This is a genomic window from Marinomonas sp. CT5 (assembly GCF_018336975.1).
GTDB lineage: Bacteria > Pseudomonadota > Gammaproteobacteria > Pseudomonadales > Marinomonadaceae > Marinomonas.
In genome coordinates this window covers 4,427,846-4,440,471 of sequence record NZ_CP025572.1, presented here as the reverse complement: position 1 = coordinate 4,440,471, position 12,626 = coordinate 4,427,846, and the positions used below count along the sequence as shown (strand labels likewise).

Sequence of the window (12,626 nt, the reverse complement as noted above, 5' to 3'; positions counted from 1 at the left end):
AAAGATGGTCTCGTCTTTACATGTAAACCTTAATCATCCACTAGAACACGCAGAAAAGAAACCTGCAAAATATTCTTGGCTTATTTCAGGTGTCAATGAACCCTCATGGCGCTTTAAGCCGCATATTGAAACTGATGAATTATCTAAATATACAGTTAATTGGTTTTATGATGACACTCTGGAAAGTGACCCTCAATGGGTATATTGGGTGGATCGAGCTAAAGAACAGCTTATATGTAGGATGGAAAATTTCAAAAAGAGAGCACTCACAACTAGTTCTCTAGTCGGTTATGCCAGATCATTAAGAGTTTTTTTTAAATTTATATTTATTGAACGCAGATGCATGTTTTTGGAAGATATTTCTATTGCTGATATTGATGCATACAAACAATGTTTATTAGATCGAAATATTAAAACATCGACGACTGAGGGGTTACTTTTACCGATAGCTGATCTTTATACTATGCGAGAATCATTGCAAGAATCTTTAGACTTTGATCCTTTCATTGATCAAAGTCCTTTCACATATGCTAAAAAATTATCTAAGAGCAATTCACATACAGAGACGCTATTACCACGCGAAATATTTTTTGTTTTAAATAAAGCTCTAAAACTTATAAAAAATTCAGATAAAACCTTACAACTGCTTGATAGCTATATGGCGCTACGAGATGGTGGGGAGAAAAGTCATCCCTCTAGAACATTCACAAAGTTCTTTGGTATTACTGCATCAAAACTGATTATGGACGTTAATATTCTTTATGGTGCCGCCTTAACCATTACTTTTCTTTTGACTGCGGAGCGTAAACATGAAGCTGCTTTGAGGGATACAGATGATATAGCTAAGCTTCTAAATCTAGAACTTGACGTTCTTTATGGTCTAGAAAAGAAGACCTCAGGATCTTTGTCAGGTAAAAAAACCGAAGTTGCTGTTATTTCAGAAGTCATCGATGCATTTAGAGTTATCATGCGAATTACTGAATACAAACGACAGGAATCAGGAGAAAAAAAGATACTACTAAAAACTCCACTTCAACATTCTGTGAAAAATGGTAATACGAAGTCATATTACCTTCATACTGCAAGTATTTATCATCTTCTTAAGTGTTTTACTAATTCAATTGGTCTTGAAGAATTAAATCTTAGACCTCATATGTTTAGGCGTGCATACTCGATGCTATGGATGTGGAGGTATGAAATAGGAGATATGGCGGAGCTTTCCATCATGCTCAAACATAATAATTTATTTTTTACTAAAAAATATACTGACGATGAGAATATCTGGCATTTCATGCCAGAAGTGGAACAGGCAATGGCCTTTGATATCCTTAATCGTTCATTTCAGAAAAAAATAACAATAAGTGGGGGGGCTAGCAATACTCTTGAACGCTATGGACGCCTAATTCAGGCAAAATCAAGAATACTCGATCCAGTAGTGATTGCTGATTTTGTTGATAGCATGGTGAAGCAAGAAGAGTTAAAAATTATTAGTCATGCTAATGGTTATTGTTTGATTACCTCAAAATCAAAAGGTGAATCAAGGTGCCTTGATGATAAAGGGGAGCTTTCTGATGCCAAGCGTGAGGAGAAGCGATGTGTAGGTTGTCCAAATTTCGGAATTGATGATAATCGTCGCGAATATTGGGAGAAACGGATAGAGCTTCATCAAAAAGTTGTGAATCACAGTGAAAATAAATCTTTAGTTGAAAGTTCGGAACAGTTTATAGAGCAGGCAAAACTTTATATAAAATCAGATGACAGAAATTATTAGGCTTGGTAACAAGCGTATAAGCACTTTTCATGAGACAATCATGTGCTAAGCCTTCGGCTCTGCCCATGTCAAATCTACTCTTCTTTGCTTGTTTATCGTTAAGGTCTAACACCTATTTCGAATTATCAAATGCCAATTTGGTTTTAGGAAAGTAGAAAATCGTGGTCTGGCTAAAAACGACAACATGCTTGCGATGCTGTTTGCCTGAGTCAATGTATTTAGGGTTGATCATTTGATACGAGTTGCAAGGGGTTAATCTGTTTAAAAACCACTAAACAAGGTTCAATTATCTTGTTTAGTGGTAGAAAAGTGAAAAACCAGCCAAATTAATGACTTCCATTGGGCTTTCCAGAATATTAAGGCGCTTGATCGGATATTCTCAAGCAATACTCGGGACTCTCATCTCAACTTACCCTCAAGAATTATTTACTTAATAAATTTCTTTTCTCTTAGCCAATGCAGAGTTTCATCTTGCAGAGAGTTACTGTAATCTTCAAATGAGTAAATATGTGTAAGTGAATTAATAAGGTTTCTATTTTTACTATCAAGTTTAGTTGAGATATCTAGCATGCTAACGCTATATGAGTTGTTGCATGCAGATGCTAAAGCTTTAGCAATTACTGTACTTGAGTCACTATGTGGCTGTTCAACTAAAATAGACTTAATTCTTTCAAAAAGTTCCTGCATTGTGTCCATATGTATACTATCTCTTAGTGGATTGGATTTGGTTTTTTATTCAAAAACATTAAACATTAAACATTAAATAAATGCCAATAAAGTATTGAATTCGTGTTTTAAAGCTTTTTGGGACTTTCCTTTCTTTATAAAGATAGAATTGTTGTCCTGTAAGAGTCTTTACATAAAGCCATTTTAACGGAGTATGAAGCTTCTGATGCTATATCATGAAGTCTATCAAATGTATGTGTATGGCTTGAAGGTGTTGTTTTCATGGAAATAAAGCCTTTGTTTTCCGAGCTTATAGTGTGTTGATTGAAGTTCGCTGTTTTTATTAGGGCTTGATCTTCGATGACTTTTATTCTCATCGAATCTTCCGGTAGGTCTTGGTTTATCCGTTCTGAATATTCAATTAGCTTTGGCTCAGCAAACGCTATCATTGAACAAGACTCATTCGGTTCCTTATTAATCCGTAGAATCCGTCCAAGCACTTGGCGAAAGTTAAGCTCTGTTCTCACATTGCTCAGATAAGCGCAGACCTGTAAACGTGGGATGTCTGTGCCTTCACTTACCATGCCAATAGAAACAATCCAGTCAATCTCTGAACTTTGAAAGTCTCTGATGTTTTCGTGAGCATCAATTTGATCATAACTAACTACAATAGAGCTCTCGTTAAAGTTAGTGATAATAAACTGAGATATCCGCCGCGCTTGATCAATAGATGATGCAACAACTAAACCTGCGGCACGAGGGTGTTTTTCTCTAATTCTAATCAGTTCCTCATGGGCATAGGTCATTAGCTGACTTAGTGAGTCTTGATGAGTCAGTAGTTCGCTATATTTTAGTTTTTCAGCCTCAATTGCCTGGCGAATACTACTAAATTTATGTGTTTTAGAATCCTCCTTAACATCAATCGAGCTATTATCGAGCAATATTAAACTAGGTCTCCTACAAACCTTATCTCTAACTGCATCGCCTAACCCATACACAAAGTCTGTATCAAGCTCTTGAGGCTCTCCAGAATAGCTCTGAAGCGCTATTTTTGTACTGTCTGACCGCCAAGGAGTACCACTCAAAGTTAGAGTCAGGGGATTGCCTTCTGATATTAAAGAAACTAACAACTGTCCCCATTGATTAGACGTGCTACTTACACCAGAAGCACAGTGATGAATTTCATCAGAGATTATTAGAACACGGTAGTTCTTAATGACATGTGCAAGTTCTTGGTATGCGTATTGGATTCCTTGATAGGTAATAACCAAGCCTTTTGCGCCTATTCGGCCATCAAAGCGATCATTCAATATATTGCTGAAGGTTTCTTGAATGCTGTTCTGTATGCTTACAGAGGGGGCGAAGCAAAGAACGAAATCAATGTGGTCAGCATCTAATAAGCTTTTTGCTAACGATGCAGAAAATCTTGTTTTTCCGGCACCTGGTGCAGCAACGCACATAAAGTTTTGCTGACCATTTTGATAGACTTCTAAAGCTTTAGATAAACAGCTCTTTTGCCAAGTTCTTAGTGAGAGGTTTTGCATTTTCTTCATGAGAGCGCAAGTAATATGGTTTGAGTGCTAGTTAGTAAGCCGTTTAGTGTTATCGCTCGTTTTTTAGCTTCACTTTTTTTAGATATCAACAAATCAAGCTGAGCGGGTAATAGGGACTTCATCTCCTCATAGCCTTGGGCTTCGGCAATACATAGTTCAAGTTCATACTCAAGTTCAGCTTTACGCTTCAAGAGCATTTCTTTCTCACTCGCTACAACGGCAATGGGTGTAATTTTTTGCGTTTTGGTTTCATCTAAAATTTTCGCTTTGGCATAATAAGTACTCTTACCACTCTTTGAAGCAACGACTAACGCACCTGACTTAACTAAACGATGAATTTTCAGATAAATAGCATGTCGTGCTTTTTTCATTTCAATAGGGTTGTCTTCTCCGTATTTTTCAACATAGTGTTTGAGCACGTCATTTATAGTGGCTTTTTTTTGTGCCGGTGCTTGGAAGAACTCTTCGACAACGTGAGCGATGGGCTTAGATCTCAAAATAACTATCTCTATTTGTCAAAATACGGATTATAGTCCGTGGAGTTATAGTCCGCAATTGGAGATTGTATTTCATTTTTGAGATATAAAAATGAGAAACATAGCAAAAGAGGTTGGAGAGCTAATTCGGAGTCAACGTAAAGCGCGAGGTATCTCTCAAGAAGCTTTAGCGGCAAAATCTAAGATAGACCGCAGTTATATGGGAAGAATAGAGCGAGGTGAAGTCAATGTTACGTTAAAAGCTCTATGGGATATCGCTGCGTCGATGGATATCTCGACGAAAATACTGATCCCCGATTGAGAATTCAGCTGCTGTCTATGATGTTCTTTCTAAGTTAAGTGAGATTTCGATGATTATCTCTCTATTATTCATATGACATGGTTAATTGAAGCTTTTTCAACAAGAAGCAACAAATTGGCGTACCTTTTTTATGCGAAACTGTTCCACGCGACTCGCTAGGGCGAAACTAGCCTTGCCGAATGGAAACACTTTTCGTCCAGCGAGTTGGAATGGTATGTACTGCTAGATAACACCAAAACGGCACCGAGCTCCGCTTGCTCATCACCCAACACGCCATGTAACAAATCAACAGCATGCCAAAGCGTAGCTCTTAAATAAGACATGAAACCCATTACCACACTTGGTATCAAAGCCTCAGTGATAACGATAACATCAAATTCACCAGCCACACGACATACGCAAACTCGCCCGCGACTGCAGGCAAAAATGTGTATCGACCGGTTAATAGGGGAAGTGCTACTCAGGCAAGAACGGAACGTACTGGACAAACGCTACATGCGCACCCATTGTTGATAACAGATGCTCAAAGGGTTGAGTGTATAGCAGAAAATACTATTTAAAGCAGTTATGTATCATTATTTTTTGGGAGGGTTCTGTTTAGGCTGTTTTTTCTTTGATGGATCCAAAGACGCTGCTCCTGCAAAGCTATTAATTCCTAGTTCGAGTTCACTGATTGTCTTACGTCTTTTTAGCGCGCGCTCAAAACTGTCAAAATCTACGAGGTTGGCATCTACCATTTTGGCTGAAATAGAATCCTTTTCATTTGCGCTCATTTTATGGTTCCTTTTGCTTTAGTCATATAAGAAGGTTTAGTAATCGCAAATTGGACTTACTGGATAAACGCTACATGCACCTATTTTTGAGAATAGATTAATAGATGCACAAAGCGCTGGGGTAGCGAGGCTTTTTACTAACGTTAAGGCTTCATTGCTGAGGCACCAGAACCTGTATTTGTTTGCTTGGGGGCTTGTTGCTGAGCTTGAGTGTCCTGAGAGGAGGATGGGTTCATTTGGGATGCTCCTGATACACTTTTACCGATATCAGCCATTCCATTATAACTCTCAATGGTAACCATTTCTTTTGTAAGTTGTTCATGCTTTTTATCTGACATATTTTGAAACTCCAACTTGTTGATTGATATTGAAAATCCGAGTGCTACAGATAAGATAATAGCAGAAATAAAAGAATATATGGCTATTTTATCAAGACGTTCTAAGACTTTCTCTTGCTTTTCAGTTTCTGTCCATTGCTCATTTACCATATTAGTAATGTAGCTGGCATTTTTTTGAAAAATTGTAATGATACAAAAAATGGATATTAAAAATGTGAATGCAGCTAGAAAAAATAAACTCAGGTTAATGAAAGTTACTTTTTCTGAGATTTGTAACATTGTCACTAGGAACCCAATTCCAGCAACAGAAAGGGTTAGAACACTTTTATCTTTTTCAAGTGTTGTATTATAAAAAGAAGCATAACCTTGACTTTTGAACTCAACAGTCGATAGCATTTTTACTTCGCGTTCTTCATCATATACTTTGTTATCTTTCATCTTTGCATAAAGATCCTCAGTGATCTGCTCTTTGAGCTGATCTGAGTTCACTTCAGTTTTGTTTATTCTGCAAAATATATTCACTTAATTAAGTCCGTTCTGTTTATGAATGTGAAGTTTTATCAGATAGCTGGCTATCATTCCTTTGACTTAAAAAAGTAAGTCAGACATAACAGTTATGCCTCTAATTTTATGTAGAATTGGGGTCTTTTGTTCGTTATCCCAATGAACAAATTTCTGATAATCACTTGATTTCACAAAAATTAAACTCACTTGGTTTAGTGAAAATTTAAACTGATCAGGGCATCGCCATTCTCTTTCATGAGTCCAGTCTATTATTTTATCTTCGTCAGACAGGTCAAAATTTACAATTCGCCACCATTCTGTTTCGGGAAGAAATTTTTTGGCTACCTTCGTTTCTTCATATATTACTGGTCTGCCACCTTTTTTAAAAACATAGCTCTTATCAAACATAATTCCTATCGGAATGTATCGAACTTTTTTGCTCTTAGTTTCTGTTCTAACTTTCTGTTCGAAGTAAGTGTTTTGGCAAGCAGCATATAATGGTGCATCTTGGAAGCAGACAGCTTCTCGGCTTCCATTAATAAAGCCACTTGAGGTATTGCTGGGAAAAATCTGTCTTGTAGTTATGATGTTTTGAAGGTTTTCTAATGATGTTTTTTTCTTACCATCAATTGTTGAGGGTTTTGTGAGGTGTATTAGTTTGGTTGTAAGGTCTGATCTTTCGGCAATTCTATTTTTCCAACTTTCAAAATTGTACCCCATATACACTTCTCCTTGTCTATATATAAAATTTATTATAATAAACAGTTTAGTATTATTTCGTAGCTAACATCAGTTTTGCTTTAAGAAAAGTCAGTTTAATGTCATCACCTTGACTGAACTTAAACTTACCCTTAGTAACGGTATTGAATCTTTCAAAGTAGTAATCGAGAAGCGGATCATATTTACCCGAATGAATCCAAGTATAGAACTTTGGCAGTTCATAACCTAACTCTCTACCAAAGTTTGAACTACTTTTCACATCAGAATCAGCTTCCAAATCAACGATGCTCATTGATTGTAGATTGGTCTTAATTTCCTCTATCGTAGGTAAGAGTGATTCTTTATACGAATCAGCCAGATGCAAAAGCGTAGCATCAGTCACTCTTGCTTCAAATATCATAATCAGGTCGTCAATCTCACCGTTGTAATAGTTATTATCCAACCGCTTTTCTGATTCAGCTCTTAGAACGTAGAGCTGTTCTAGAGGGTCAGATTTATTTTCAATAGTCTGCTTAGAAAGTTCTGTCTGATACTCTTCAAACAAGCCCTGAACCGTTTCAGCAATCACTTCAAGATAGTCATAGCGAGTTGTGAGAAATTTCAACAACTCACTTACGTAGAGATTCAGAGTTAAGTCTTCCTCACCAATTTCTCTGCTGTATAAGTGAACTGTTAAATCAGCATTGTTTAAATGGCTCTTGAACGGCCAACTAGCAAAGCGTCTCGAGTTAAGTTGATTCAACGAGACGGGGTGAGCTCCAAAGCAGGCTCTTAGCGTCTTAAAGTAGGTGTTGTCATCTTCATGCTCAAATAGACGCTTAACAAAACTCTTCTTCTCACCCTTGAAGGGTTCTGTTTGTTCATTCACAAAAACTCTATGAAGTTGGGTTACTGACGCTGAGACTAGGTCAATAGATGATATGAGGGAATAGACCTGCATACACTTTACGTCTATGTTGGAATCAAGCTCCGGCGCATTCTCTAAGTGTCGCACTGAAACGCTGATCCAATCCATACAAGAGCAAACGAGGTTAAAGAGGTTTTTACCGCCTTTGTCTTTGTAGATCTGATAAACGAACTTTGAGTTAGAATTAACTAAATCTCTAAAATCTGAGATTTTTGCGTCGCTTATGATACCTTTCATTTTAACCACACATATCAATTCTAGAATTGATGTAAGTTACCATCAAGAAAATGACAATTCATTAGTTATTTATATCGAAACATCAGTCGATACTACCATTCGTGTTCTGTGGACTTCCCCAGCTTTATTTACTAGACACCCGTTAAGGTTAAACATCTAGAAACAATCAAAGAAATTAGATTTTTTTATAAAATTGTTCTACATTATTGAAAGTTAAGACTATTTTTAAAAATTATTTGTAGTGCCCGCCGTATAGGATACTGAGATAAGGGCTGGAGTTAGGGTTCTACAACATTTAATATAAACCTACCTAAAAGGTAGATGCCGCCTATGGATGGGCGATTGCCATTGTTTAGAATTTATTCAAGGATTGAAAAAATGACTACTCATAATTACTTTTGTCTAAAGCTTCTTCTTGCTGTTAAATCGATTACCTTTGAGGATCTTTCTAAAATCCCTTTTGAGGAGCAGCATCTGATAGCAGAAAGAATTGAAGAGCTGCAAGACTTTTTGGAAGCTCAATTGAATAATAGCCAGTAGGCTATGGCCTTCAACATGATAGCAGAAATAGCGGATGGCCCATGAAATCGCTTAGAGGCGTAAAAAGATTTTCTCTTGATTCTATCAACGATCTATTTCCCGATGTAGATATTATGTCGCCAATTGGGTATTTTTCGATTGTTCGATCGAGAGTTAGTGGTGATCGATTGAAGGCGATTACTGATTTGATAGGGGAAAAAGAGTTGATTGCTCGGTCAATCGGTACCACTTCAAATCTTAGTAAGAGTTATCAAACCAAACGCTTATCTTCTGCTGAGACAGATAATCTGATTGACCTGCTACGAGTTTATATTCAGGCTGCAAAAATTTATGGATCATTAGATTTGGCAAAAGAATGGATGCGTTCGTCTATTCCTGCCCTTGGAGGGGAGATTCCCGTTAACATGCTCGATTTACACGCTGGCCGTGAAGTTGTGCGGCAAGTACTTCGAAGAATGGAATTTGGGGAGTATGTGTAATGAAGCGATTGTCTCATCAAAAATGCCTATTTCTCCCACGTTTAATTTGCAATTTGTCCAAGCTCACCCCTAGAAACCATCCAACAAAGCTTACCGGCCACCATACAAGACGATGAAAAGCTTAAACTCATCAACGACATCGCCAAATCCTTGGCATAACAGAAAGCATCGCCGTCGTACCCGCCGCCGACATCATGAACATGATCCAAACCAACCCCGCATGGGTCGACCAAACCATCGAACGCCGAAGCTGGTAGGGGGAATGTAAATTGATTCATGTAAAGCATTTATGAGGTTGTATTTGAGTTCGCTAAAACTAAGGACCCAAGTGTTGATTTATGTCTCTTGGTCGAATGCTAGTTTTAATAACTCAGTAGGACTTTCTAATCCCGCGAAATCACTTAAACCATTACAAAGGCCGACAATCGTTGCAGTATTTATGAGGTAATTCATAAAAGATTTTAGGTTTTCCTTTGGTATTTTTTCTTTGTGAAGCTTTAGGGTTGTGCTTCCGGTAGCCCTTTCGATTTTTTCGATAAGGTAGTCTGGTCCTTTTATTTGATAATCATCGAGAGCTTTTAAAATAGAATACAAATGATTCAGAATAAATAATTGAACATCATTGTCTAAGTCAGACAGTTTTATTTCATCCATTAGTTTATTTGTTTTCTCACGTAGTAATGATAAATCCTCATTTGATACTTTAGTATATCCAGTGAAGCCATTTAATGCGCTTGCTGAAGTAAACAGCATAGATAGTGTTGAGGAGCTTACTGCGCTTCTGAATGTTTGCCAATTACCAGAAAGATCCTGCTTATTGAATGCATTTTCAATCTGAGGAAGCCAAGCGAGATACTCTTTATAATTTTCAGGGTCGTGAATTTCAAAAGTACGAACAGTCTCATCAATTAATGATTGAACTGCACATATTTTGCTGAAAATATTAAAGTCATCATCGATTCCAAGTATTGATTTCCAAACGTCTTTAGTCTTTTCGTTGTTACCATGCTCCATCCCTTTTTTTAGTATCTGATGAAGGCGGTATGCTGAGTTGCTCATGAGCTTGGCCACTAAAATCTTCCTGTTACTAACTTTATATTCTCGTCAGTATACTGCCAGTGAGCGAGTATTCCAAACAACTAAAGTTTCTACAATAAGGAGTGTCGAGTAGAAAGTAATTAGCAAGTAATTAGTGTCAGATGCAAATATTGACTGTTGCCTTTGAACATCCTCCCTCCGTGTATAATTCTTAGTGTAAAAGCCTAAAGCTCGATCTTCTGCAAAAATTCACTTGGTCATTCGCGTTGCTTAAAACTATACTGTATATACATACAGTATTTTGGTGTTGATCATGCGTGTGACTTATCTTGGTGTGTCTGAGTCGGCGGCGTTTATCGCGGCCAATAGTGTGCGAATCCCTTTGTATGTGGATTCGGTATCGGCGGGTTTTCCTTCGCCCGCTCAGGACTTTGTTGAAAAATCTTTAGACTTAAATGAGTTCTGTGTCGCTCACCCGAACGCGACGTTTTACGTCCGTGCTCAGGGAGATTCGATGATCGATGTAGGCATTCATTCGGGTGATGTGTTGGTGGTGGATCGTTCATTAACCGCGCGTCATGGGGATATTGTGATTGCCTGTATTCATGGGGAAATGACGGTGAAGACATTGGAGCTTCAACCTAATGTGTTACTTCGTCCGAAGAACAAAGCCTACAAAGCCATTCATATTACCGAAGAGTCTGAGCTGGAAATCTTCGGCGTGGTAACGGGTGTGGTTCGTAAGTACGAGCGCGGTTGATGAAGACGGTCTTTGCCTTGGTCGATTGCAATAATTTCTACGCCAGCTGCGAGAAGCTGTTTCGGCCAGATTTGAAACACACGCCTGTTGCGGTGTTGTCGAATAACGATGGTTGTATTGTCGCGCGTTCTAAAGAGGTAAAGGAGCTGGGGATTAAGATGGGCGTGCCGATGTTTCAGGTTCAGGACGAGATAAAAAAGCACGGCATTGTCTGCTTTTCGTCGAACTATGCGCTGTATGCGGATTTGTCGAATCGGGTGATGACCATCTTAGAAGAGGAAGCGCCACGGCTGGAAGTGTATTCCATTGATGAAGCCTTTATGGATTTAACCGGTGTTGATCACGTGACGGATTTGCTAGCGTTTGGCAAACGAGTAAAGGCCAAGGTCGATCAATGGACGGGCATTACGGTAGGCGTGGGCATCGCGCCCACCAAGACGCTAGCGAAATTGGCCAACCATGCGGCGAAGAAATACCCAGCCACTGGTTCGGTGGTAGATTTGATGGACCCAGACAGACAAAAGCGCTTGTTGGCTTTGTTGGATGTGAGTGACGTATGGGGTGTTGGCCGTCGTACCACGGCAAAGCTAAAGGCGAGGGGAATCAACACAGCGTTGGATCTGGCGAATGCTGACCCTAAATCGATTCGAAGTGAGTTTTCTGTGGTGTTGGAGCGAACTATTCGAGAGTTGAATGGGGTGTCGTGTTTGGATTTGGAATTAGTCAGGCCAACTAAACAGCAAATCATTTGCAGTCGGTCATTTGGTCATAAGGTGACAGACAAACAAGAACTACGGGAAGCGATCGCTAAGTACACAACCAGAGCTGCCGAGAAACTACGCGGTGAAAAACGCCTTTGCCGCGTGGTGAGTGTGTTCCTTCGCACCAGTCCCTTTATTCCAAACGAACCGCAATATTCGAAAACCCTGTCTGCAGAACTCCCCAACCCAACTGACGACACGCGAGACTTATTAGAAGTGGCCGACGTGCTGTTTCGTCGCATCTATCGTGCAGGTTATCGCTACGCCAAAGGCGGTGTAATGCTCGCCGATTTCTACGAACATGGTGCATTCCAACAAGATTTATTCCGAGCCGACAATACAAAAATCAACTCAAAAGCCCTAATGAACGTCGTGGACAAAATCAATCACAGCGGCCTAGGCAACGTCTTCTTCGCCTCGCAAGGCGTGTCACCTCAATGGTCAATGAAACGCGAACACCTATCGCCAGCCTATACGACCAGGTGGGATGAGTTACCCAAAGTGTATTGATTCAAACAATAGTGATGGCGAGGTGTTCAATGAACGATGAAGGAGCCAAAGATTATGCCAGTAAAGTGCCAGCAGACAAGATAATCGCAACGGTTGACTTATAGCTATTGGAACAATGTCCACAGGAGCGTTGGGACTTATCTGATGGACACGCAAGAGTTATGCTAGATGGTATTACGGTTTCAACTTGGAATCTCTGCTTGAGCCTTTAGGCTCAGTGCTTCCTCCTCATTGGCAGCAACTACTTCAAATATGCTTGAATACTTGATTG

The 12,626-nt window shown here is 39.0% G+C and carries 16 protein-coding genes and 1 pseudogene; 7 read left to right on the top strand and 10 right to left on the bottom strand.

Going from position 1 to position 12,626, the window contains the following annotated elements; translation table 11 throughout:
- The first annotated feature begins 4 nt into the window (after positions 1-4).
- The gene (locus C0J08_RS21125; RefSeq protein WP_212653845.1) at positions 5-1,771 is read left to right on the top strand and encodes a hypothetical protein; all 1,767 of its coding nucleotides are present in this window, start codon (positions 5-7) and stop codon (positions 1,769-1,771) included.
- Between the two features lie 109 nt (positions 1,772-1,880).
- Positions 1,881-1,979 (top strand): annotated as a pseudogene (locus C0J08_RS22690) (IS5/IS1182 family transposase); the annotation flags it as partial.
- Between the two features lie 218 nt (positions 1,980-2,197).
- On the opposite strand, the gene C0J08_RS21120 reads toward C0J08_RS22690, so the two are convergent.
- The 3 genes from C0J08_RS21120 to C0J08_RS21110 all read right to left on the bottom strand — a co-directional run bounded on the left by C0J08_RS21120 (position 2,198) and on the right by C0J08_RS21110 (position 4,487).
- Complete coding sequence (locus C0J08_RS21120; RefSeq protein WP_212653844.1) at positions 2,198-2,467, bottom strand: hypothetical protein; 270 nt, start codon at positions 2,465-2,467, stop codon at positions 2,198-2,200.
- 125 nt (positions 2,468-2,592) lie between these two features.
- On the bottom strand, positions 2,593-3,990 hold the full coding sequence (locus C0J08_RS21115; protein ID WP_212653843.1) for a DEAD/DEAH box helicase: 1,398 nt from the start codon (positions 3,988-3,990) through the stop codon (positions 2,593-2,595).
- Entirely contained in the window at positions 3,987-4,487 is a 501-nt protein-coding gene (locus C0J08_RS21110; RefSeq protein WP_212653842.1) for a hypothetical protein, read from the bottom strand. The genes C0J08_RS21115 and C0J08_RS21110 overlap by 4 nt, the downstream gene beginning before the upstream one ends.
- Before the next feature lie 91 nt (positions 4,488-4,578).
- Here C0J08_RS21110 and C0J08_RS21105 point away from each other — a divergent pair, with 91 nt between their 5' ends.
- A complete protein-coding gene (locus C0J08_RS21105) occupies positions 4,579-4,788 on the top strand; it encodes a helix-turn-helix domain-containing protein (protein WP_212653185.1) in 210 nt (69 codons plus the stop codon).
- Between the two features lie 155 nt (positions 4,789-4,943).
- Here C0J08_RS21105 and C0J08_RS21100 read toward each other — a convergent pair whose 3' ends face one another.
- From C0J08_RS21100 to C0J08_RS21080, 5 genes are all read right to left on the bottom strand, one after another.
- Positions 4,944-5,111 (bottom strand): hypothetical protein, encoded by a 168-nt coding sequence (locus C0J08_RS21100; RefSeq protein WP_212653841.1) that lies wholly within the window; start codon positions 5,109-5,111, stop codon positions 4,944-4,946.
- Between the two features lie 252 nt (positions 5,112-5,363).
- Complete coding sequence (locus C0J08_RS21095; protein WP_212653840.1) at positions 5,364-5,561, bottom strand: hypothetical protein; 198 nt, start codon at positions 5,559-5,561, stop codon at positions 5,364-5,366.
- Positions 5,562-5,704: 143 nt separating this feature from the next.
- Positions 5,705-6,337 carry a hypothetical protein gene (locus C0J08_RS21090; RefSeq protein ID WP_212653839.1) on the bottom strand — a complete coding sequence of 211 codons (633 nt, stop codon included), beginning with the start codon at positions 6,335-6,337 and terminating at the stop codon, positions 5,705-5,707.
- A gap of 150 nt (positions 6,338-6,487) precedes the next feature.
- Positions 6,488-7,123 (bottom strand): hypothetical protein, encoded by a 636-nt coding sequence (locus C0J08_RS21085; protein ID WP_212653838.1) that lies wholly within the window; start codon positions 7,121-7,123, stop codon positions 6,488-6,490.
- A gap of 52 nt (positions 7,124-7,175) precedes the next feature.
- Positions 7,176-8,267: a hypothetical protein gene (locus tag C0J08_RS21080; RefSeq protein WP_212653837.1), complete on the bottom strand. Its 1,092-nt coding sequence runs from the start codon at positions 8,265-8,267 to the stop codon at positions 7,176-7,178.
- A gap of 378 nt (positions 8,268-8,645) precedes the next feature.
- Here C0J08_RS21080 and C0J08_RS21075 point away from each other — a divergent pair, with 378 nt between their 5' ends.
- Both C0J08_RS21075 and C0J08_RS21070 read left to right on the top strand, forming a co-directional pair.
- Entirely contained in the window at positions 8,646-8,807 is a 162-nt protein-coding gene (locus C0J08_RS21075) for a hypothetical protein (RefSeq protein WP_212653836.1), read from the top strand.
- Positions 8,808-8,848: 41 nt separating this feature from the next.
- Complete coding sequence (locus tag C0J08_RS21070; RefSeq protein WP_212653835.1) at positions 8,849-9,286, top strand: MbcA/ParS/Xre antitoxin family protein; 438 nt, start codon at positions 8,849-8,851, stop codon at positions 9,284-9,286.
- Positions 9,287-9,327: 41 nt separating this feature from the next.
- On the opposite strand, the gene C0J08_RS21065 is transcribed toward C0J08_RS21070, so the two are convergent.
- Together C0J08_RS21065 and C0J08_RS21060 are read right to left on the bottom strand one after the other, a co-directional pair.
- Positions 9,328-9,564, bottom strand: a complete 237-nt coding sequence (locus tag C0J08_RS21065; protein WP_212653834.1) for a hypothetical protein — start codon at positions 9,562-9,564, stop codon at positions 9,328-9,330.
- A gap of 58 nt (positions 9,565-9,622) precedes the next feature.
- Positions 9,623-10,357, bottom strand: coding sequence for a hypothetical protein (locus tag C0J08_RS21060; protein WP_212653833.1), 735 nt, complete (start codon positions 10,355-10,357; stop codon positions 9,623-9,625).
- 280 nt (positions 10,358-10,637) lie between these two features.
- Between C0J08_RS21060 and umuD the strand changes: the two genes are divergently transcribed.
- Entirely contained in the window at positions 10,638-11,084 is a 447-nt protein-coding gene (gene umuD, locus C0J08_RS21055) for a translesion error-prone DNA polymerase V autoproteolytic subunit (RefSeq protein ID WP_212653832.1), read from the top strand.
- Positions 11,084-12,355, top strand: coding sequence for a translesion error-prone DNA polymerase V subunit UmuC (gene umuC / locus C0J08_RS21050; RefSeq protein WP_212653831.1), 1,272 nt, complete (start codon positions 11,084-11,086; stop codon positions 12,353-12,355). Before umuD ends, umuC begins: the two co-directional genes overlap by 1 nt.
- The last annotated feature ends 271 nt before the right edge of the window (positions 12,356-12,626 follow it).

Excerpts from the sequence above, each read along its gene's own strand:
- C0J08_RS21125 (WP_212653845.1), top strand. The coding sequence starts at position 5 with ATGGTCTCGTCTTTACATGTAAACCTTAATCATCCACTAGAACACGCA.
- C0J08_RS21120 (WP_212653844.1), bottom strand. The coding sequence starts at position 2,467 with ATGGACACAATGCAGGAACTTTTTGAAAGAATTAAGTCTATTTTAGTT.
- C0J08_RS21115 (WP_212653843.1), bottom strand. The coding sequence starts at position 3,990 with ATGAAGAAAATGCAAAACCTCTCACTAAGAACTTGGCAAAAGAGCTGT.
- C0J08_RS21105 (WP_212653185.1), top strand. The coding sequence starts at position 4,579 with ATGAGAAACATAGCAAAAGAGGTTGGAGAGCTAATTCGGAGTCAACGT.
- C0J08_RS21100 (WP_212653841.1), bottom strand. The coding sequence starts at position 5,111 with ATGTCTTATTTAAGAGCTACGCTTTGGCATGCTGTTGATTTGTTACAT.
- C0J08_RS21095 (WP_212653840.1), bottom strand. The coding sequence starts at position 5,561 with ATGAGCGCAAATGAAAAGGATTCTATTTCAGCCAAAATGGTAGATGCC.
- C0J08_RS21090 (WP_212653839.1), bottom strand. The coding sequence starts at position 6,337 with ATGAAAGATAACAAAGTATATGATGAAGAACGCGAAGTAAAAATGCTA.
- C0J08_RS21085 (WP_212653838.1), bottom strand. The coding sequence starts at position 7,123 with ATGGGGTACAATTTTGAAAGTTGGAAAAATAGAATTGCCGAAAGATCA.
- C0J08_RS21080 (WP_212653837.1), bottom strand. The coding sequence starts at position 8,267 with ATGAAAGGTATCATAAGCGACGCAAAAATCTCAGATTTTAGAGATTTA.
- C0J08_RS21075 (WP_212653836.1), top strand. The coding sequence starts at position 8,646 with ATGACTACTCATAATTACTTTTGTCTAAAGCTTCTTCTTGCTGTTAAA.
- C0J08_RS21070 (WP_212653835.1), top strand. The coding sequence starts at position 8,849 with ATGAAATCGCTTAGAGGCGTAAAAAGATTTTCTCTTGATTCTATCAAC.
- C0J08_RS21065 (WP_212653834.1), bottom strand. The coding sequence starts at position 9,564 with ATGAATCAATTTACATTCCCCCTACCAGCTTCGGCGTTCGATGGTTTG.
- umuD (WP_212653832.1), top strand. The coding sequence starts at position 10,638 with ATGCGTGTGACTTATCTTGGTGTGTCTGAGTCGGCGGCGTTTATCGCG.
- umuC (WP_212653831.1), top strand. The coding sequence starts at position 11,084 with ATGAAGACGGTCTTTGCCTTGGTCGATTGCAATAATTTCTACGCCAGC.